Annotated in this window: 18 protein-coding genes; 13 read left to right on the plus strand and 5 right to left on the minus strand. The window is 34.0% G+C overall.

All coding sequences use genetic code 11. The features are described 5' to 3' along the window. The first annotated feature begins 1 nt into the window (after position 1). From mnmG to JQC67_RS03690, 5 genes are all read left to right on the plus strand, one after another. Positions 2-1,870: a tRNA uridine-5-carboxymethylaminomethyl(34) synthesis enzyme MnmG gene (mnmG, locus tag JQC67_RS03670; RefSeq protein WP_203251511.1), complete on the plus strand. Its 1,869-nt coding sequence runs from the start codon at positions 2-4 to the stop codon at positions 1,868-1,870. Continuing rightward, positions 1,867-2,337, plus strand: a complete 471-nt coding sequence (locus JQC67_RS03675) for a hypothetical protein (RefSeq protein WP_203251512.1) — start codon at positions 1,867-1,869, stop codon at positions 2,335-2,337. The genes mnmG and JQC67_RS03675 overlap by 4 nt, the downstream gene beginning before the upstream one ends. A gap of 78 nt (positions 2,338-2,415) precedes the next feature. Continuing rightward, complete coding sequence (locus JQC67_RS03680; RefSeq protein ID WP_203251513.1) at positions 2,416-2,964, plus strand: hypothetical protein; 549 nt, start codon at positions 2,416-2,418, stop codon at positions 2,962-2,964. Beyond that, complete coding sequence (locus JQC67_RS03685) at positions 2,942-3,769, plus strand: class I SAM-dependent methyltransferase (RefSeq protein ID WP_203251514.1); 828 nt, start codon at positions 2,942-2,944, stop codon at positions 3,767-3,769. The genes JQC67_RS03680 and JQC67_RS03685 overlap by 23 nt, the downstream gene beginning before the upstream one ends. A gap of 306 nt (positions 3,770-4,075) precedes the next feature. Then, on the plus strand, positions 4,076-4,582 hold the full coding sequence (locus JQC67_RS03690) for an OmpH family outer membrane protein (protein WP_203251515.1): 507 nt from the start codon (positions 4,076-4,078) through the stop codon (positions 4,580-4,582). Positions 4,583-4,655: 73 nt separating this feature from the next. Here JQC67_RS03690 and JQC67_RS03695 read toward each other — a convergent pair whose 3' ends face one another. Both JQC67_RS03695 and JQC67_RS03700 read right to left on the minus strand, forming a co-directional pair. Continuing rightward, positions 4,656-5,054, minus strand: a complete 399-nt coding sequence (locus JQC67_RS03695) for a DoxX family protein (RefSeq protein WP_203251516.1) — start codon at positions 5,052-5,054, stop codon at positions 4,656-4,658. A gap of 3 nt (positions 5,055-5,057) precedes the next feature. Continuing rightward, on the minus strand, positions 5,058-6,233 hold the full coding sequence (locus JQC67_RS03700) for a DNA polymerase III subunit (RefSeq protein ID WP_203251517.1): 1,176 nt from the start codon (positions 6,231-6,233) through the stop codon (positions 5,058-5,060). Between the two features lie 144 nt (positions 6,234-6,377). Here JQC67_RS03700 and JQC67_RS03705 point away from each other — a divergent pair, with 144 nt between their 5' ends. The 3 genes from JQC67_RS03705 to JQC67_RS03715 all read left to right on the plus strand — a co-directional run bounded on the left by JQC67_RS03705 (position 6,378) and on the right by JQC67_RS03715 (position 10,511). Then, positions 6,378-7,568, plus strand: coding sequence for a phosphoglycerate kinase (locus tag JQC67_RS03705; RefSeq protein WP_203251518.1), 1,191 nt, complete (start codon positions 6,378-6,380; stop codon positions 7,566-7,568). A gap of 153 nt (positions 7,569-7,721) precedes the next feature. Further along, positions 7,722-9,413: a LysM peptidoglycan-binding domain-containing protein gene (locus JQC67_RS03710; RefSeq protein WP_203251519.1), complete on the plus strand. Its 1,692-nt coding sequence runs from the start codon at positions 7,722-7,724 to the stop codon at positions 9,411-9,413. 117 nt (positions 9,414-9,530) lie between these two features. Further along, positions 9,531-10,511, plus strand: a complete 981-nt coding sequence (locus JQC67_RS03715; RefSeq protein ID WP_203251520.1) for a DUF4837 family protein — start codon at positions 9,531-9,533, stop codon at positions 10,509-10,511. A 78-nt stretch (positions 10,512-10,589) separates the two neighbouring features. Here JQC67_RS03715 and JQC67_RS19225 read toward each other — a convergent pair whose 3' ends face one another. The 3 genes from JQC67_RS19225 to tatA all read right to left on the minus strand — a co-directional run bounded on the left by JQC67_RS19225 (position 10,590) and on the right by tatA (position 14,067). Then, complete coding sequence (locus JQC67_RS19225) at positions 10,590-10,709, minus strand: DUF6747 family protein (RefSeq protein WP_394369443.1); 120 nt, start codon at positions 10,707-10,709, stop codon at positions 10,590-10,592. 205 nt (positions 10,710-10,914) lie between these two features. Next, entirely contained in the window at positions 10,915-13,446 is a 2,532-nt protein-coding gene (locus JQC67_RS03720) for an OmpA family protein (protein ID WP_238934457.1), read from the minus strand. Positions 13,447-13,884: 438 nt separating this feature from the next. Beyond that, positions 13,885-14,067, minus strand: coding sequence for a twin-arginine translocase TatA/TatE family subunit (gene tatA / locus JQC67_RS03725; protein ID WP_203251521.1), 183 nt, complete (start codon positions 14,065-14,067; stop codon positions 13,885-13,887). 212 nt (positions 14,068-14,279) lie between these two features. Here tatA and JQC67_RS03730 point away from each other — a divergent pair, with 212 nt between their 5' ends. From JQC67_RS03730 to rfbB, 5 genes are read left to right on the plus strand one after another with little or no spacing between them, the layout of a single operon-like run. Then, a complete protein-coding gene (locus JQC67_RS03730; protein ID WP_203251522.1) occupies positions 14,280-15,149 on the plus strand; it encodes a M23 family metallopeptidase in 870 nt (289 codons plus the stop codon). A 5-nt stretch (positions 15,150-15,154) separates the two neighbouring features. Then, entirely contained in the window at positions 15,155-16,657 is a 1,503-nt protein-coding gene (locus JQC67_RS03735) for a GH3 auxin-responsive promoter family protein (protein WP_203251523.1), read from the plus strand. A gap of 28 nt (positions 16,658-16,685) precedes the next feature. Continuing rightward, positions 16,686-18,368, plus strand: a complete 1,683-nt coding sequence (locus JQC67_RS03740) for a DUF6909 family protein (protein ID WP_203251524.1) — start codon at positions 16,686-16,688, stop codon at positions 18,366-18,368. Between the two features lie 12 nt (positions 18,369-18,380). After that, positions 18,381-19,382, plus strand: a complete 1,002-nt coding sequence (locus JQC67_RS03745) for a hypothetical protein (protein WP_203251525.1) — start codon at positions 18,381-18,383, stop codon at positions 19,380-19,382. Between the two features lie 16 nt (positions 19,383-19,398). Next, entirely contained in the window at positions 19,399-20,442 is a 1,044-nt protein-coding gene (gene rfbB, locus JQC67_RS03750; RefSeq protein WP_203251526.1) for a dTDP-glucose 4,6-dehydratase, read from the plus strand. The last annotated feature ends 44 nt before the right edge of the window (positions 20,443-20,486 follow it).

A 20,486-nucleotide genomic window follows, 5' to 3' on the forward strand; every position in this document is an offset into this window, starting at 1 on the left:
TATGTTTGGAGAAGAATATGATGTAATTGTTGTAGGAGGAGGTCATGCAGGAGCAGAGGCCGCTGCCGCTGCCGCTAATTTGGGTTCAAAGACCCTATTGGTTACAATGAACCTGCAAAATATCGGGCAAATGTCATGTAATCCTGCAATGGGTGGTATTGCGAAAGGGCAAATTGTTAGAGAGATTGATGCATTAGGTGGATATAGTGGAATTGTTACCGATAAGTCTGCAATTCAGTTTAAAATGCTTAACAAATCAAAAGGGCCTGCAATGTGGAGTCCGCGTGCGCAAAGTGATCGTATGAGATTTGCTGAGGAATGGCGAATGGCATTAGAAAACACCCCTAATTGTGATTTTTATCAAGAAATGGTTAAAGGGTTAATCATTGAAAAAGGCAAAGTTGTTGGAGTAAAAACTTCATTGGGTATTGAAATTAGAAGTAAGGCTGTGGTGCTAACTAATGGCACGTTTTTAAATGGTTTAATTCATATTGGTGAAAAGCAATTTGGAGGTGGTAGAGCCGGAGAAAAAGCTGCAACCGGAATAACTGAAGAGCTTACTGAAATTGGATTTGAAAGTGGAAGAATGAAAACGGGAACTCCCCCAAGAGTCGATGGGCGTTCTTTAGATTATAGTAAAATGATCGTTCAGCCTGGTGATGAACGACCTGAAAAGTTTTCTTATTTAGAAACCAACTTTTTAAAAAATCAGCGTGATTGTCATATGACGCATACGAGTGAATTGGTGCATAATCTTTTGCGTGAAGGATTTGATCGTTCTCCAATGTTTAATGGTCGAATAAAAAGTATTGGTCCAAGGTATTGTCCTTCTATAGAAGATAAAATTAATCGTTTTGCTGATAAGAATAGTCATCAAATATTTGTTGAACCAGAAGGATGGAATACGGTAGAGGTATATGTAAATGGATTTTCAACTTCATTGCCAGAAGATGTTCAATATAAAGCGCTAAAATCTGTTGTTGGTTTTGAAAAAGTTAAATTTTTCAGGCCTGGTTATGCAATTGAATATGATTATTTTCCACCTACGCAGTTAAAACATACGCTAGAGACAAAATTGGTTGATAATTTATATTTCGCGGGTCAAATAAATGGCACTACTGGTTATGAAGAAGCAGCGTCACAAGGTTTAATGGCTGGTATTAATGCGGCGTTGAAATTACAAGAAATAGAACCTTTAATATTAACTCGCGATGAAGCTTATATTGGTGTTTTGATAGATGATTTAATCACGAAAGGTACAGAAGAGCCTTATCGAATGTTTACATCTAGGGCAGAATATAGAACCTTATTGCGTCAAGATAATGCTGATTTGCGTTTAACGCCAAAAGGATATGAAATTGGTCTAGCTTCAGAAGAACGACTTCGAAGAATGGAAAAGAAGCAAAAAGAGTCTGATGTTTTTATAGATTTCTTTAGAAAGACAAGTGTGCTTCCTGAAGATATTAATCCAATTTTAGAAAGTGTAGATTCTGCTTTAGTTAAACAGTCAGATAAAATGTTTAAAGTTTTTTCGAGGCCTAAAGTAACAATGGATCATATGCTTCAATTAGAATCTGTTTCAGGTTTTGTTGCAGAAAATGAGTTAGACAGAGAGGTGTTAGAACAAACAGAGATTCAGGTAAAATATTCGGGTTATATCGCTAAGGAAAAAAACAATGCAGATAAACTAACTAGGCTAGAGAACATTAAAATTCCTGATAATTTTGATTATTCTAAACTTAAATCTTTGTCTTATGAGGCACGAGAAAAGTTAAAAGCAATACAGCCCGTTTCTATTTCTCAAGCATCAAGAATTAGTGGAGTTTCACCTTCAGATATAAGTGTTTTATTAGTTTATATGGGTAGATGAAAAGCTCGCTTTACTTTAAACAAAAAAAACCTATTATAGCTCCTATCTTAGGAGTAATGCTTTTAGTTATTGGCGCAAATTTATTTTATGAAAATAAGAGTTCTACAAGTCAGATAGCTATTTTGATTCTCATGGTTTTGGTGTTATTTGGTTATTCAATTTCTTATGAGATAGCAGTTGATTTTAAAAACTGGCGACACTTTAAAATGTTCGGATTTACATTGTTTAAGAGCAAATTGAAAATAGATTATCCTGAATATATTACTGTTTTTTCAGCCATACATAAGCAGAATGCGGAATGGGGTCCTATAGCTGCAATGGGTAAAGAAAGGTCAGGAGATAGCTGGGTAATTCGATTTTTTTCAGGGAGAAAACATTTTACGTTATTTAGAACTAAATCTTTGAAGAAAGCTCAATTAAGGGCTACCGAGCTTTCTAAATTATTAGAAGTTGAGCTTAAAAAATAAAAAATGTTCCACGTGGAACAAAATCTTAATTGGCTTGATTTTTGATATTGGTAAGGGCAACTTCAACCGTCAATAGCCATGTATAGAATTTTAATTTTTACACTTTGCTTATTTGTTTTTCAATCGTGCATTCCGCTAAGAATTGCACCAGATATTGACACCTACAAAGTGTCAAAGGGAAAGAAGTTTAAGCGTAGTTTGCCCAAACGACAAATGTATATTTTTGAAGATTCAAAACAGGCAGGTGAATTTTATGCTTATATAAATTCTAAGTATCAATTAAATGATATAGATGTGTATGATGATATTCCTATTAATATTTCGGGGCAAGAATATTTCTTCGCTTTTTATGAAGTAGATATTCCAGATAAAAGTGTGAATTTTATGCCAGTTTTGTTTGAGCAAGTTGTGAATGCGGCTTTAAATTTAGAAGATGAAAATCAAGCCGAACCAGTTGAAATCAGAAGAGATAATTATTATATTGCAATAGAAGTGTACAGTGATATAGAAAAGGATTGTCTTTCGTCAAATGCGCTTTCAAGAGAGTCGGTTTTAAATTACCTTAGCAACCTAAGACAAGAGTATCTGATCACTAATAATTATAATGAGCTTGTATTTAAAAACTAAAGACCATTCTGTAACTGGCGAGGAGTTTGAATTGCACCACAACGAGGAGTTAGATATGCTAATTACGCGTCCGCAGCCAAAAGATTTAGATAAATATTATAAGAGCGATAATTATATTTCGCATACCGATTCAAGCCGAACAGTTACTGATAAAATTTATCAGATTGTTAAAAGGTTCTCTCTGGTTTTAAAGGTTAGATTGATTAGCTGTTTTGTTAAAGATGATAAGTCATTATTGGATGTTGGTGCGGGTACTGGAGATTTTTTGGTGGTAGCCAAACAAAAAGGATGGGCAGTTTTTGGTGTAGAGCCCAGCTGGCGCGCTAGGGGCAAAGCTTCTGAAAAAGAAATTAATCTTAGTAGTGAATTAGAGTCTGTTATGGATCGCAAATATCAGGTGATAACACTCTGGCATGTACTAGAGCATTTAGCAGATCTTGAAAATCAAATTTTAAAGATGATTTCTTTGTTAGAGGAAAACGGTACCATAGTTATTGCTGTACCAAATTATAAATCTTACGATGCAAAGTATTATAAAGAAAACTGGGCTGCTTATGATGTGCCTAGGCATCTTTGGCATTTTTCTAAAGAAGGTATGCGAAGACTATTTGCTAAATACCAAATGGAAGTTGTAGAAACAAAACCGCTATATTTTGATTCCTTTTATGTTTCACTGTTATCAGAAAAATATAAAGGTAGTAGGCTGGGTTTTGTAAAAGGTATTTTTCGAGGGCTTTGTTCTAACGTTTCTGCATTATTTACAAAAGAGTACTCTTCTTTGATTTATATCATCAAAAAGGCTTAATTTCTAATTTAAAGCGATTTAACGCATTTTTACAACTGCAGATGAATAATTATATTTCGTGGCTCAAATCCTTCAAATAAATACTGTTTTAAGGGCTTATTGTCTATAGTTGTTATTTATTACCAATCATAATTATGATTGTTTTTGTCTATAGTAAAAAATTGCCAGGATTTTGTTAATTACGAATTATTGAACCAAGATTCTTAGGTATTCAAAAAGCTTTCCTATTTTTGCCGAGCTTAAAAATGAGCACTAAAGAAATTAATGTTTTCCGTTTGGGCGGAAAAGACAATTAAAATTAAGAATATGAAAAATGTAGTTTTGATTCTAGTTTTAGTTTTGTTCGCATCATGTGAGCAAACTAAAATTGCTTATGTTGATAACGTAAGATTGATGGAAGAGTATCAAGAGAAAATTGACGCTGATGCTAAGTTTAAAATTGATGAAGACGTTTTGACAAAAAAAAGAGATAGTATGTCTCAGGCTTATCAATTAGAAATGCAAGCTTTTCAAACGAAGTCTCAGAGCATGTCTCAAAAGAAAGCGCAAGAAGAATATGGTGTTCTTCAGCAAAAAGGTCAATTTTTAGGTCAACAATTACAACAAGAGGCACAGGTGGCTCAAGCTGCTAATCAAACTATCTTAGACAGTATTATAAGTACAGTTAAGAAAGAGATCAAAGGGTACGGAAAATCAAAAGGCTATTCTTATATTTTAGGTGGCGGTGATGGTGGTAGTGTTTTATATGGTACTGAAGCAAATGATGTGACCGATGAAGTTGTTAAACTACTGAATGATAAATACAAGAAATAAGAATTATTCTATTTCATAAAAAAAACCCTGACTTAACGGTCGGGGTTTTTTTGTTTTGAAAAAAGATATTCTATTAGGCTTTTAAGAGGTAAACGAGCGCTACAGTAGGTATTAAATAAATTACTATGGTTTGTGCGCCAACATAATCTTTTGCGATTCGTTGTCCGAAAAGCAACATTAAAAGCGTAATCGAAGAAAGTATTGCTCCATACAGGGCCATTGTTTTGGTGCCGCTTGATATTAGTTGTATCATTCCTATTACACACAGCGCTGAAGCTATTACTTCAATAAGGGTAATGGTTGCCAATAATATTGGTACAATGTTCTTAAACGGGCTTTCGCTAAAATGACCTTTTAGCCAAGATAGGTTTCCGTTCCAGTCAAATATTTTATCCAATCCGCTTTGTAAAAAAGTGATGATTGCAAATACAAGTAAAATAATTTCAGTTGGGTGATTTGTTAGATGATTCATTGCTTATGATTTTGAGGCTGTATTAGCGCTGTGAGGAGCTTTATGTAGCAAGCGTGTAAGTTTTATAGAAAGATCCATTAGAATGATTTTGGCGTTACCATTACGCTCTATATGATAAATTGCGCTTTCAAGTTCTTCAACAATATTCATGATGTTATTTTCATGAACAAAAGGCGCAAATTTTTCAAGGTGAAAATTGTCAACCTGAATCTTCATATACGCCAATTCATCAGCACCATAATTAATTAATAGGGCTTGTCGCATTACCGAAAGACAATAATTTAAAAAATTCTTCTGTGTTTCACGCCCCTGTTTTGCAACCTCTTCACTCCATAAAATTAAATCATGAATAGCAGCTTTATTGCCTTTGGCTTTAAATGCGCTTCGTACCCATTGAACAAACCACTTTTCAAAAATTAAGTCTTCTGAATCATTGTTCATTAAGTCAATGGCTTTATTGAAATTGCCATTTGCTTCATGCGCTAAACGCATCGCTTCCTGTTTTTGTAGGCCCTTTTCAATAAGTGCATTTGCAATAACCTCTTCTGATAGTGGCGGGAAATGCAGTAGTTGACATCGTGATTTGATTGTTTGAATAATTTGCTCTTCATCCTCAGCAATCAATATAAAAACTGTTTTTTCTGGCGGTTCTTCAAGTAATTTTAATAGTTTGTTTGAAGCAGCAATGTTCATCTTGTCCGCCATCCAAATAAGCATCACTTTAAAGCCACCTTCATATGATTTTAGAGCTAGCTTTTTAACTATACCTTGAGCTTCATCAACACCTATTTGACCTTGTTTCTTTTCAATGCCAACAGATCGATACCAGTCAAATAAATTGCCATAAGGCTGTTCTTTTAGAAATTGGCGCCATTCGCTAATATAATGGTCGCTAACCGCATGACTTTTTATTTTATCAGAGTTTGCTACCGGAAAAGCAAAGTGCATGTCAGGGTGCGTATATGAGCCAAATTTAAGGTTGCAACTCTCATTGCCATCAGCATTTTCACCGTTAGTGTTTTCACAAATAATATATTGCGCATAGGCAAGCGCCATGGCTAAAGTGCCACTACCTTCAGGGCCAATAAATAATTGTGCATGCGAAATTCTACCCGCATCAGCACTTGATGCAAGATGATTTTTAATATGGTTGAGGCCTAAGATTTCTGAGAATCGCATGGGTCAAATATACTTGATTTAATTGAACCTATTTGGCTGTTAAGTAGTTCAAATACATAATGTATGTTGAAGAAAAAGGAGTTCCTTAAAGCAATGTAAGTACATAAATCTTTACATTTGTTTTTTCTAAAAAATAGATGTTCAATGAAGACCCTAAATGATTTTAATTTCGAGAATAAAAAAGCATTAATCCGTGTAGATTTTAATGTGCCCTTAGATAAAGATTTTAATGTTACTGATAGCAATAGAATAGAGGCTGCAAAACCTACAATCATCAAAGTACTAGAAGATGGTGGATCTGCTATATTAATGAGTCACTTAGGTCGGCCAAATGGTGAGAGAAACCCTGATATGTCATTAAAACACATTGCAGATAAAGTGTCTGAGGTTGTTGGTGTTCAGGTAAAATTTTCTGAAGATTGTATTGGTGAGTCTGCAGAAAAAGCAGCTGCTGATTTAAAACCAGGTGAAGTTTTGCTTTTAGAAAATCTTCGCTTTCATTCTGAAGAAACTTCAGGTGACCAAGACTTTGCTGAGAAGCTTTCGAAATTGGGTGATGTTTACATAAACGATGCTTTTGGTACTGCACACCGTGCGCATGCATCAACAACAATTGTTGCTCAGTTTTTTGATGATAGTAAATGCTTCGGACAATTATTGGCGAAAGAAATAGAAGCTATTGACAAGGTAATGGCGAGTGGTGAAAAACCAGTTTTAGCTATTTTAGGAGGTGCGAAAGTTTCATCTAAGATTACTATAATTGAAAACATATTAGATAAAGTAGACCACTTGATAGTAGGTGGAGGTATGACGTATACCTTTATAAAAGCAAAGGGAGGTAAAGTAGGAGACTCAATTTGTGAGGATGACAAAATGGAACTGGCTTTAGAGATTTTAAAGCAGGCAGAAGCAAAAGGTGTTCAGGTTCATATTCCTGTTGATGTAATAGCCGCAGATGATTTTAGTAATGATGCAAATACACAAACAGTAGATGTTGATAAAATACCTGACGGATGGCAAGGGTTAGATGCCGGACCAAAGACCTTGGCTAATTTTAAAGAGGTTATTTTAAAATCTAAAACCATTTTATGGAATGGCCCAGTAGGAGTTTTTGAAATGGAAAATTTTGCAAACGGTACAATTTCAGTTGGCAATTTCATTGTTGAAGCAACTAAAGCTGGTGCTTTTTCATTAGTAGGTGGTGGAGATTCAGTTGCCGCTGTAAAACAATTCGGATTTCAAGACAAAGTTAGTTATGTATCAACCGGTGGTGGTGCAATGCTTGAAAGTTTAGAAGGTAAAACATTACCTGGTATCGCTGCAATTCTTAAATAAGAATAAGCAATTTTAAATAGGTTTTACCCGTTTTGTGTTATACAGATATTTGTTATGAATTTCTAATGCACAAAACGGGTTTAACAGTTTAGAATTTTATGGTTTGCGAAAAAAAGGCGATTTTCGTTTTCCTCCAATAATTTAAAAAGATTCATGGTTTCAAGAGCAAAAATATTTTTTGTACTATTTTCTTTCCTTATTTCATTCTCAAGTCTACTGGCTCAAGAGAAAGATTCTACAGCTACCACTGTTTTATCAGAAAAGCTAATTGCAGTCAAGGATACCATTTCAGACACTCTTGATATTGATATGCAGAATGTTGAGCAGATGGATCAAATGGATGCAGAATCTGATCAAGAAACGCCATTTGTATTAACGCAAGGAGTAAGCAAAAGTAAATATGACCTTAAAGACAACGCATTGGCCGCACTGTATGATAGTCTTTGGATGCGTGAATTATATGAGTCAAATGGTCTTTTTGAAGAAATGCAAGAAGAGGTAATTAACATTGCTTCTAATACTGTTATTGATGGTAACCCAGTTGCTGTTGAAGAAGAGGTTTATATTTATGATTTGCCTACAGACTCTTTAAAGGCTAGGCTTCAAAAGTTAAACGAAAAAACTCCTTTTAATGTAATTTATAATAAATCACTTGAAAGCCTTATAAAATCATTCTTAACACGAAAACGTGGGCTTATGGAGCGTATGTTGACTGTGAGTCAATTTTATTTTCCGCTTTTTGAAGAAGAATTTGATCGTCATGACATTCCGTTAGAGATGAAGTATCTTTCAATAGTAGAGTCTGCATTAAACCCGAGAGCAAAATCTAGAGTTGGTGCTACAGGTTTATGGCAATTTATGTACGCTACAGGTAAAGAATATAAACTAGATGTTACAAGCTATGTAGATGAACGTAGTGATCCTATTAAATCAACAAAGGCATCCGCAAAATTTCTTTCAAAGCTGTATCAAATTTTTGGCGACTGGGATTTAGCTTTAGCGGCCTACAATTCAGGTCCAGGCAATGTTAATAAAGCAATTAGAAGATCAGGTGGTCACCGTAATTATTGGAATATTCGTCGCAATTTACCACGAGAAACAGCTGGGTATGTACCTGCTTTTTTAGCAACCATGTATATTTTTGAATATGCAGAAGAGCATGGTCTTAAAGGGAAAAAGGCTGATAGGCCTTATTTTGAAACCGATACAGTTCATGTAAAAAGCCTTATCACTTTTGATCAAATTTCTGAGTTAGTAGGCGTTAGTGTAGAAGAGCTAAAGGTGTTAAATCCTTCATATAAATTAAAGGTGATTCCTTATGTAAAAGGAAAAGATTATGCTTTACGCTTGCCTAAAAAGGCTATGGGTAAGTTTGTTAATAACGAAGAACAAATCTATACCCATGTTAAGAAAGAATTGGAAAGTAAGGAAAGTCCGTTACCAAAATTAGTAAAACAAGCAGAATCAGATCGCATACGATATAGGGTAAGAAGCGGTGATTTTTTAGGTAAGATTGCAGAACGATACGGTGTTCGTGTGAGCCAATTAAAACAATGGAACGGGTTAAGAAGTAACAATTTAAGTGTTGGTCAACGTCTTACAATATACCCAAGAAACAGTGGTGCTAGTACTACAGCAAGAAAAACAACAACAGCTGTTGCCAAAACACCAGTAAAATTTCCTCCTGGCACCAAAGTGCATACAGTGCGTTCAGGTGATTCACTTTGGACGATTTCGCGTCAATATCCAGACGTTACCATTGATAATTTGAAAAAATGGAACAAACTTAGTACCAGTAAATTAAAGCCAGGAACAAAGCTTAAACTTTGTGAGTGTTCTTCTTAGAAAAGCTAAATGCAAATAATATTTTGTGTTAAAGCTTAAATTGGAACTGTTTTTGTGGTACTGCGTGTAGCATTTCATTATCTTGAAATACCAACAAAACCATCCAATTTGAAACACATGAAAAAACTAGGAGTTTTTATCTTTTTATTCGCCATAATTCTTTCTTGTAAAGAGGGCAAAAAACAAACGTACTTGCCAGATTCTATTGGTGGCATCAATACTATTGCCGTTGTTGTAGACAATCAGCTATGGCAAGGTAAAGTAGGTGATAAAATACGAGAATATTTTGCCGCATCAGCAGTAGGTCTGACCTTAGATGAGCCTATTTTTACGATTAATCATGTGCCACCCGCCGTTTTTACAGGAACAATACGTAACATGAGGGCTGTTCTTTTTGTAGAAAAAGACACCTTAAATATTGGCCACGTTAAAACAGATCTTTATGCTTCACCTCAGAAAATAGGAGTGATAAAGGGGCATACAGAAGATGAAATAATTGCAAACCTAGATGCAAAGGCACAAGAAATAATTGCTGCATTTAAAGCTCTTGAAATAACTGAAGCACAAAAAAGATTTAAAGGCTCTTTAAGTAAAGAAACTGTGCTGAAAGATAAGTTTGGCGTATCCTTAACAATGCCGGCTGCTTTTAAAGTTGTTAAGCAGGAAGATAATTTTGTTTGGATGGAAACTCAAATACCAAAAGGAACCATGAATGTGATTGCTTATGAATTGCCAGAAAGCAGTTTTAGTAACGATTCTACTTTTGTAGCGGATATTGTTCGTCTGCGAGATTCAATAGGTTCAGTGTATATACCAGGGCCAGATGTGCCGGGTAAAATAACGCACATGCGCGGTGATCCTGCATTTGCTCCTCATGTTTTTGCTACTGAATTAGGAGCTAAGAAAGCGGTTGAAGTAAGAGGTATTTGGGATATTAAGAATTTTCCAATGGCAGGCCCATTTGTCTCCTACATAATTAATGACAAAGAAAACGGCAGAAAACTTGTTCTAGAAGGCTTTACTTTTGCTCCTTCAGCTAATAAACGAGATTATATGTTTGAATTAGAGGCAATTATACGTTCTGCGAAGTTCGATTAAGAATCGCTTTAAATAAAACCAAAAGCCCTGACGATTTAACGTCAGGGCTTTTTTGGGTTAGGTTGATTTCAAATAAGTTTATAGGTCATTGTGAAATTTGAACCAGAAAAATGCCTTTACATAAGAGCTTAATAAGTAATGACTGAGATCTTTTAATGCCTCATTGTAAACGTCTTTATTAAGTATGCCGATTTTCATGGTAAGACATTGGGTTTTATTTAAGTATAACTCATAATTACAGGCTTTGTGTTTTTAATAGCTGACTTTGTTGTGTAGCTATTTGATTTTGTTGCGTAGCGCTTTATAAGACTTGAATTACAATAATAGTATCATTTAAATTTCATATAAGTATACCAAAAAGGCCACCCATAGGTGGCCTTAGTTTATAATGTTTTTAGTTTGTTTACATTTTCGTAATTATAAATTCAGAACGTCTGTTTAGGTAATGTGCTTGTTCAGTACATCTAACAGAACCATCACATTCATTTATTAAACGGCTTTCACCATATCCTATAGCACTCTCTATACGTTCTGGAGCAATACCTTGTTTGATAAGGTAATCTCTAGATGATTTTGCCCTTTTATCAGAAAGGTATTCGTTATATGCACGTGGACCTCTTGAATCTGTATGAGATTCAATTTTGATGACCATATTTGGATATTCATTCATCACAGCAACCATTTTATCTAATTCTACGGCAGCATCTGTACGTATATAAGACTTGTCAAAATCAAAGTGAATCATTTCAGTTTTAAGCTTTTTAATGCCATCTTCAACTGCAATAAGCTCTTCTAAACGCTTTAAAGCGATATCAGTCGTAATTGTGTCATTTTCTGTTGTGTTTGCAGCTATCACACTTTCAAAGTACTGATTTTTGTTGGCACGAATATTATATTTTGTATTACTATCTAAGTCTTCGAATATAAAGCTGCCATCTACGTTACTCTCAATTTCTTTAAGTTTAATATTGTTTTCGTCTAACAACTCAATTAGAGTTTTAGGCATAATATTACCTGTAATTAATTCAGTTACAACTCCAGCAATTGCATTGATATTTGTAGGCACTTCTTCTAATACTAGATTTTCAAAAGAGTAGATGTCATCATCGCCTTTTCCACCTTCTCTGTTCGATGCAAAAAATCCTTTATGAGATTCTTCGTCAACTATATATGAAAAATCATCTTTATTACTATTTATAGGTTGACCAATGTTTGTTGGTTCACCAAAACCATCTTCTTCATTATAGGTTGCTTCAAAAACATCTAGACCACCAAGACCTGTGTGGCCGTCAGATGAGAAGTATAATTTTTTTCCATTGAAAAAAGGAAACATTTCGCGTTTATCAGTATTTATTTCTGGACCTAAATTTCTTGGTTCAGAATACGTATTATTCTCTAAGACATCAACAACAAATAAATCAGTTTCACCAATAGTACCAGGCATATCAGAAATGAAATATAATTGTTTTCCGTCTGGGCTTAATGCTGGGTGACCGGTTGAATAATCATCACTATCAAAAGGTAATTCAACGGCTTCTGACCACTCGTCTCCAACTTTGGTAGATCTGTATATTTTAAGATTGTTAATTCCGTTTATATCTCGTTTAAGTTTTTTGCCATAATTGTTTCTAGTAAAGTACATGGTAGTATTATCAGGAGAAAAAGCAACTGATGCTTCATGATACTTGGTGTTAATTTTTTTCGAAAATTTAATTGCATCTTTCAAGTCATGCGACTCTTCGTTTAATTTGGCAACATATAAGTCTAAGTAGGGTTGGTCATTCCATTTATACTTTCTGGTATTAAAGAAAGAAGAATCTTGTGCCGAAGCAAAAACAACCTGAGTTGAATCAAGAAACATAGGTGAGAATTCAGAATATTCAGTATTGATTGATAAGTTTTTAAGATCAACATTATCATTTACTGTTGCTAAAATATTGTCTAACAACACCTCATTTGGCATTGTTTCAGCTTCTAAGCTTGCTGCTAATGTAGGATCGTTTTCAACTTTTTTATTATAAAGGCGCATCAACCTTTTTGATCTTCCGTATTTACCGGTGCCTTTTAAAGTATGAGCGTATTTAAATATGTTATTTGCTGATAAGTCTTTACCATGATTTTCATATAGAATATTATACCATTCGTATGCCTTTTCCATATTTGTATTATAATAATAAGAATCGGCTGCTTTTTGTATAATTTCAGTTGAATAATTTTTATCACCTTTCAAAAGTGCTTCTTCATATAGTTCAGCCGCTTCAGCATACCACATTTTTTCAAAATAATAATCTGCCTTTTGAATTAGTTTGCTTTTATTAACGTTCTCTTTTAGAGTATTTGTTGGAGTAGGCTCATTGTAATCAAGGTCTAAATCATTTGAACTTGTTTGAGCTAAGTCTAGGTCTAGGTCTGAAGAGGAAGCGATGTCGATGTCAGTGTCTTCTTCAGGAAGATTAATAGGCTCTTCACTATACTTAACTTGCATGACCCAAATTTGATCTGTGTATCGGTCGTCAAAATTACTTGTACATACTTCAATAGCTTTTTTCCAATCAGATTGATATTCAATATAAACATAGCTAAGTCCTGTTTTTGGGTTTTGTACTGATCCAGGTGCAAAGCCTTTTCTTTTTAATTTTTTTAAAGCGTCGTCTCTTTTGCGATCCTTACTATAGCTACCCGTAACCATATAATAGCCATTTGGAGTTGAAGGTAGAGAGCTAAATGTTCTATATGTAATATTGTTTTTAGCTGCAGCTTCTTCAAATGTTTCTTCTACTGGAGAAAATACAGAGGCATAAGAATCTGGAATATTACTGTCGTCAAACATAAGGTTTGCGCTTAACGCATGAGCATTCATTTGGTTATATTGATCAACTTGGGCAGAAAGCACAAATGCGAAAAGTAGTAGGTAGGCTGAAAAAAGCTTTTTCATGATTTGGGTTATTTAAAAGGCTAAGATGTTTTTATTTCTTAGGGTAATTTTGAAGCCAAAGACACATTTCAATGGACTCAATTTGTTTATGTTTTACAATTAGCTTTATCAATTATTTTTGAATTTATTCAGAAACTGAATTAAATAAAATTCTTTCAAAAAATAATGTCGTTTATAGTAAACGTAAATTATAAGGGTTTCGTATAAAAAATAGTACTCTTAAGCTCAATTGATATAGGCTTTCACAAATAATGAAGTGGTTTGATATTTAGCATGAATTAAAAAACGACTATAAAATTCTTGAAATAGCCGACAAATGGTAATATTTTGGTGATTCGGGTACAATTCTGGAGGAAATAAAAAATGTCGTTTTGGAAATTTTGCACAAAAAAAACGCCCTAAAAAGGGCGTAAATATTATAATAAAAAAGAAAAAATACTATTCCTTATTTTCTTCTAGTGTTTCATCTTCTTTAGATGCATCTTTAAATTCTTTAATGCCACTACCAAGGCCGCGCATTAATTCTGGAATTTTTTTTCCTCCAAAAAGAAGAAGAACTACAAGCACTACAATGCCAATTTGCCATGGCCCTATTGCTAAAAAGATATTCGAAGCTATCATATTCTTAATGATTAATTGAAAAACAAATGTACAAAAATCTCTACAACAGAACTATTGATAAGTTGTTAATGTTAAGCAAAGACTAACATTTATTGAATTGTTTAAAATTGATGTGTAACTTCACTATAATTGAATATTCAATTTCACCTTGATAATCACAAATTTGAGCTGATTTTACTTGATATTGAATACATACATTATCTTTGTTACGTATGGCGAAAAAGAAGAAAAAAGGAAAAGAAATCAAGCGAAAGCTACTGCATAAGTATCGTTTGGTAATACTTAATGAAAGTACTTTTGAAGAAAAAATTTCTTTTAAGTTAAGTCGGCTAAACGTTTTTGTCACCGGAACCCTTTGTATTGTAGGCTTAATTGGTCTAACAACATTATTGATAGCGTTTACCCCTTTGCGTGAATATATACCAGGTTATTCTTCAACTAAATTAAAGCGTGAAGCTACTGAGCTTACCTATAAAACAGATTCTTTGGTGCGAACATTAAATTATACCAATAAGTATTTAGATAATATTCGTATGGTTCTAAAAGGTGACATTGAGAACACCGAATTTAATAGAGATTCACTGTACGAAAAATTTAAACTAGATCCCGCATCTGTTGATTTAACTCCGATTAAGGAAGATTCTCTGTTAAGAGCTGAGGTTGCTTTAGAAGACAAGTATAATCTTTTTGAGGCTTCATCGGGCAGAGAAAGTTTTGCTTTGTTTACACCTGTAACCGGAACAATTACCCAAGCATATGACTCAGAGAATAGGCATTATGCTGTTGATGTAGTGGCCATAAAAGATACTCCCGTAAAAGCTGTGGCTGACGGAATAGTTATTTTTTCAGAATGGACGGCAGAAACCGGGTACGTTCTTATTCTTGAACATGATGAGGGGCTTTTAAGTGTTTATAAGCACAATGGTTCTTTAAGTAAAAGTCAAGGTCAATTGGTTCGGTCTGGTGAAGTAATTGCGTCTGTGGGTAACACAGGTGAACTTACAACTGGCCCACACCTGCATTTTGAACTTTGGAACAATGGAGCACCGGTTAACCCTCAAGATTTTATTGATTTTAATTAAAAGAAATGTCTATAAAATCTATTGCCGCTAAAATTTTTGCTAGAATAATTGCTAAGCAGACAATCAAATGGGTAAGCGACCCAATAAACACACAACAAAATGTGTTTGAGCAATTAATTTCAAATGCATCAAACACAAAATTCGGGGCTGATCACAGTTTTGGTGCCATCAAATCACATTCTGATTTTGTAAAAAACGTTCCAATACGTGATTATGAAGAGCTCAAACCATATGTTGAGCAGGTTGTTGCAGGTAAAGAAAATGTTCTTTGGCCTGGCAAACCCTTGTATTTCGCCAAAACATCCGGTACTACTTCAGGGGTGAAATATATTCCGATTACAAAGGAATCAATAAAGAATCAAGTAGATGCTTCAAGAAACGCCATATTGAATTACATACATGAAACTGGTAATTCAGATTTTGTTGACGGAAAAATGATTTTCCTTCAGGGAAGTCCTGAAATGGTTGAAAAAAATGGAATTAAAGTTGGTCGGTTATCGGGAATATCGGCACATTATGTTCCAAATTATTTACAAAAAAATCGTTTACCAAGTTGGGAAACTAATTGCATTGAAGACTGGGAGACTAAAGTGAATGCAATAGTTGATGAAACAGTAAAAGAGGATATGACTGTGATTGCTGGCATTCCTTCATGGGTTCAAATGTATTTTGAAAAGTTAAAAGATAATCAAGGGAAAAAAGTTGGTGAGCTTTTCAAGAATTTTCAACTTTTTATTTACGGCGGTGTCAATTACGAACCGTATCGAGCTAAATTTGAAGAATTAATTGGTAGAAAGGTAGATAGTATAGAGTTGTTTCCGGCAAGCGAAGGCTTTTTTGCATATCAGAATTCTCAGCAAGAAAAGGGAATGCTTTTATTGTTGAATTCAGGAATTTTTTACGAGTTTGTAAAGGTTAGTGATTTTCTTGAAGGAACTATCAATAGGATAACTATTGAAGCGGTTGAACTTGATGTTGATTATGCTATGATTATCTCAACAAATGCTGGTTTGTGGGCATATAATTTGGGAGATACCATTCGGTTTGTTTCTTTGAAACCCTTTAAAGTAATAGTCTCAGGACGCATAAAGCATTTTATATCAGCCTTTGGTGAGCATGTAATAGCCAAAGAGGTAGAACAGGCAATGCAAGAGGCAATTGAAACTACAGGAGCCAGGGTTAATGAGTTTACGGTAGCACCTCAAATTACGCCTGAAGGTGAAGAATTGCCGTTTCATGAATGGCTGGTAGAATTTGAAGAAATTCCAGAAAACCTAACAAAGTTTATTGAAGTTATAGATGCATCATTACAAAAACAGAACAGTTATTATTTTGATTTGATTGATGGCAAAATTCTTCAAACTTTAAAGGTTACTAAAATTAAAAAAGGTGGTTTTCAAGATTATATGAAATCTGTAGGAAAATTAGGAGGTCAGAACAAAGTGCAGCGTTTGGGTAATGATAGAAAGGTTGCAGATGCCCTGCGTAAATTCCAAATTCAACAATAATAATTGTAATTTTAACCGAAACTCTTGAATGGGGAAAGAATCGATAACCACACGAGCCCAAGAATCAACCAATGCAATTGAAAGGCTGTATATAACTATGCGGCATCTTTTTAATCGTGGTTTCTACAAGCCAAACGGTGTTTCTGGTGAAGCCATAAAGAATGCACTTTTGTTATTACGCCCTGAAATTTATGGGTCTATAGCAGAGGAAAAAGCTGAGTTAAAAGGTCTGGTATACGTTTTAGAAAGGCTTCCAGAAGGTATAGAGCAATGTCGATTTATCAATTTAACTTCAGATGAAGGTTATAGTGACTCACATTTCAAACCAATAGTACCACCAAAAAGAAGAAGAAATTGTTATCGAATTGATGACGAACAAATGAATATTGAAATTACGCGTGGGCGTTCAGATATTTATGATATTCTAACACATTTAACTTTCTTGTTTGTTGAATCAGAAAAGATTTGTAAACGTGTTCTTATTGAAGATACAAAGAAGACTATTCGTGATTGGGTTAAATTAGAAAGTGCTGTCAATAAGAAAGAATTAAATCAGGCAGAACGAGAAGTAGCCTTGATTCATACTGCAAATATTTTAGGACGTTCATTTGTTGAAATATTAGCTGTTCATGAGCAGTTTGCAACGCCTGATAACCCTGAGCGGTTTCTTCAAATCATTTATTGGTTAGGTAAATTGACCATAGAAGAAGAGGTTAATGGTGATAAAAGAACAATAACGTTTAGTTCGCTGCTAAGAGAGCGATTAGGCCATCATATTCATGGCGAGAAATGGGCAAATACTATTAAAGAAACTTTAGCGAAACATAACCTTTTAAAAAGGCCAATTCATATCATCAGTGCAAATATGCATAGTGTTATGAATACACTATATGCCGCCAAAGCTCTTGAAAATGAATTTTCTAGTAATAATTCGCTTGAGATATATGAAACGCTAAGTTCTACACAAAATAGTAATTTACGAGACAAGGTTTTAAAGCTTGCAAATAAGAACGGAATGATCAGTGTAGATGATAAATCAGGCACTAATATAGATGTCCAGATTTTTGACCTAGCTAGATTAGGTGATGATGCTTGTTGTTATCAACTTTCGAATGACATTCCAGATGAAGAAAAACCTGTTATCTTTGTAATGGATTACGCATTTGGAGAGCAAGCTTTTGAAACTATTGATGAGTTATTAAAACCACACAAAGTTAAAAAAGATGCTATTTTTTTAAATATTGCTTCTATATCAATAATGGGTAAAGCGGGTATTCTAGAAGGAGGAAAAGGCGATATAATGATTCCTTCAGCTCATGTTTTTGAAGGTACAGCAGACAATTACCCGTTTAAGAATGAATTATGCGCGGCTGATTTTGAAGGTTACGGATTAAAAGTTTTTGAAGGTTCTATGATAACGGTTTTGGGCACATCATTGCAAAATAAAGACATATTGAAATTCTTTCATAAGTCTACATGGAATGTTATTGGACTTGAAATGGAAGGCGTTCATTATCAAAAAGCAATACAATCGGCTTCTAAAATTAGAAAAAGCATTCGTGAAAACGTCAAAGTGAGATATGCGTACTATGCTTCTGATAATCCTTTAGAAACAGGAAGCACATTGGCTTCAGGCGGCTTAGGAACAACCGGCGTTAAGCCAACTTATTTGATTACAGACAAAATATTAACTCAAATTTTCAACTCATAACCTAGATAACAAATGCAACCAAACAATTCACCTTCTTCTTCAGACGAAATTGACTTAAGTCAATTACTTCAATTAGTAAAAAAAGCTTTAAATGGAGTTTTTAGAGGGATTTTACGCATATTCCTATTCTTTAAAAGAAATGCTATAAAACTAGCGGCATTAATAATTATTGGTGTAGGCATAGGTTTTTTATTAAACTCGTTTGTTGAAGATAAACAACAGACAGAGGTTATTGTTTTGCCCAATTTTGAAAGTAAAGATTATCTCTATGATGTAGTTGAGGAAATTAAATCAAAAGTAATTGCAAATGATACCGCTTTTTTCGAAGCATTAGACATTGACGTAAATCTGCTCAAAAAGTTCAAGATTGAAATTGAGCCTATTGAAGAAGAGGTTGAAGATAAAAGGTTAAAAGCAGAGGAAGACAATAAGTATTTAGAAATTTTACAAAATTACAAGGAGAATGATTTTGTAATTGATGTTGTTAAGTCTGAAGTGTTGAAAAAGAGTATACGAACACATCGTATAACTTTTACACATAAAAATCCTAAAAGAGGTGAAGAGTACGTTTCTAAAATATTAGCATATATCAATTCAAATCAACATTTTATTGAACTTCAAAAGGCTTATTCTCACAATGCTACATTAAGAATTGAGCAGAATAACGGCTTAATAAAACAAATAGATGATTTAGTATCGAAATTTTCCGAGAGCTTAAATCTAAATCAAAATTCAACGGGACAGAGTTTGGTTTTGTTAGAGGGTGAAAATGGCTTAAATATACCTAGTTTGCTCATGTTCAAAAATAGATTAGTTAAAGAAAATGAGGTAAAGCAAATTGAACTAATTGAACAGAAATTGCCGATTAGTATATTAAATCTTGGAAAAACACATATAGTTAAAAAGCAGCTTTTGAATTTGAATTTTGTGTTGATTCCATTGTTGTTAGTTGGTTTATTTTTTCTAGTTTCTTTAATAGCATATCTCAACAGAAGATCATTAGAAATAAAATAGCATTAATACCTAGAACATGAATATTTTAATAACAGGAGGTGCTGGCTTTATTGGATCGCATGTCGTAAGAAGGTTTGTAAAAAACCATCCGCAACATAACATTTACAATTTAGACGCTTTGACTTATGCTGGTAATTTAGAAAATTTACGTGATGTTGAAAAATCATCTAATTACCATTTTTTAAAAGGGGATATTGTTGATGCGAACTACATAAACGAAATATTTAATACCTATCAATTTGACGGAGTTATTCATTTAGCAGCAGAATCTCATGTAGATCGTTCTATTACAGATCCCTTAGCTTTCGTAAAAACCAATGTTTTTGGAACAGTAAATTTGTTAAATGCAGCAAAAGCAATTTGGGTAGATGATTTTTCTGAGAAAAGATTTTATCATGTAAGCACAGATGAGGTATATGGTTCATTGGGTGCAGATGGGCTTTTTTTAGAAACAACAGCATATGATCCAAATTCTCCTTATTCTGCTTCTAAAGCAAGTTCAGATCACTTTGTAAGAGCATATGGCGAAACATACGGTATGCCTTACGTAATTACAAATTGCTCAAACAATTATGGGCCAAATCATTTTCCTGAAAAGCTAATTCCTTTATTTATAAATAATATCATCGAAAATCAACCATTACCAGTATATGGTGATGGAAAATATACACGTGATTGGCTTTTTGTGGAAGACCATGCAAGAGCGATTGATTTAGTGTTTCACAAAGGAAGAAATCATGAAACCTACAATATTGGAGGTTTTAATGAATGGCAAAATATTGATTTAGTAAAACTTCTATGCCAACAAATGGATGTTAAATTAGGCAGGTCAGAGGGCACGTCAGAAAAGCTGATAACTTATGTGAAAGACCGTCCGGGGCATGATTTACGCTATGCTATTGATGCAGGCAAAATCAATAAAGAGTTAGGCTGGGAGCCCTCAGTGACATTTGAACAAGGCTTAGAAAAAACTATTGATTGGTATCTGAATAATGAAGAGTGGTTGAACAATGTAACTTCAGGTTCATATCAGGAATATTACCAAAAAATGTATAATTAATTCGGATGCTGTCTTATTTGAAGATTTGAGATAGCAATGAGAAA

It is taken from the genome of Aurantibacter crassamenti (genome assembly GCF_016811105.1).
GTDB classification, from domain to species: Bacteria; Bacteroidota; Bacteroidia; order Flavobacteriales; family Flavobacteriaceae; genus Aurantibacter_A; species Aurantibacter_A crassamenti.

Bases quoted from the DNA above. Each gene is read 5' to 3' on its own strand.
- JQC67_RS03680 (WP_203251513.1), top strand. From the start codon at position 2,416: ATGTATAGAATTTTAATTTTTACACTTTGCTTATTTGTTTTTCAATCG.
- JQC67_RS03675 (WP_203251512.1), top strand. From the start codon at position 1,867: ATGAAAAGCTCGCTTTACTTTAAACAAAAAAAACCTATTATAGCTCCT.
- JQC67_RS03735 (WP_203251523.1), top strand. From the start codon at position 15,155: ATGTCTATAAAATCTATTGCCGCTAAAATTTTTGCTAGAATAATTGCT.
- JQC67_RS19225 (WP_394369443.1), bottom strand. From the start codon at position 10,709: ATGAAAATCGGCATACTTAATAAAGACGTTTACAATGAGGCATTAAAA.
- JQC67_RS03710 (WP_203251519.1), top strand. From the start codon at position 7,722: ATGGTTTCAAGAGCAAAAATATTTTTTGTACTATTTTCTTTCCTTATT.
- JQC67_RS03720 (WP_238934457.1), bottom strand. From the start codon at position 13,446: ATGAAAAAGCTTTTTTCAGCCTACCTACTACTTTTCGCATTTGTGCTT.
- tatA (WP_203251521.1), bottom strand. From the start codon at position 14,067: ATGATAGCTTCGAATATCTTTTTAGCAATAGGGCCATGGCAAATTGGC.
- JQC67_RS03690 (WP_203251515.1), top strand. From the start codon at position 4,076: ATGAAAAATGTAGTTTTGATTCTAGTTTTAGTTTTGTTCGCATCATGT.
- JQC67_RS03715 (WP_203251520.1), top strand. From the start codon at position 9,531: ATGAAAAAACTAGGAGTTTTTATCTTTTTATTCGCCATAATTCTTTCT.
- JQC67_RS03730 (WP_203251522.1), top strand. From the start codon at position 14,280: ATGGCGAAAAAGAAGAAAAAAGGAAAAGAAATCAAGCGAAAGCTACTG.
- JQC67_RS03740 (WP_203251524.1), top strand. From the start codon at position 16,686: ATGGGGAAAGAATCGATAACCACACGAGCCCAAGAATCAACCAATGCA.
- JQC67_RS03700 (WP_203251517.1), bottom strand. From the start codon at position 6,233: ATGCGATTCTCAGAAATCTTAGGCCTCAACCATATTAAAAATCATCTT.
- JQC67_RS03685 (WP_203251514.1), top strand. From the start codon at position 2,942: ATGAGCTTGTATTTAAAAACTAAAGACCATTCTGTAACTGGCGAGGAG.
- JQC67_RS03695 (WP_203251516.1), bottom strand. From the start codon at position 5,054: ATGAATCATCTAACAAATCACCCAACTGAAATTATTTTACTTGTATTT.
- rfbB (WP_203251526.1), top strand. From the start codon at position 19,399: ATGAATATTTTAATAACAGGAGGTGCTGGCTTTATTGGATCGCATGTC.
- JQC67_RS03705 (WP_203251518.1), top strand. From the start codon at position 6,378: ATGAAGACCCTAAATGATTTTAATTTCGAGAATAAAAAAGCATTAATC.
- mnmG (WP_203251511.1), top strand. From the start codon at position 2: ATGTTTGGAGAAGAATATGATGTAATTGTTGTAGGAGGAGGTCATGCA.
- JQC67_RS03745 (WP_203251525.1), top strand. From the start codon at position 18,381: ATGCAACCAAACAATTCACCTTCTTCTTCAGACGAAATTGACTTAAGT.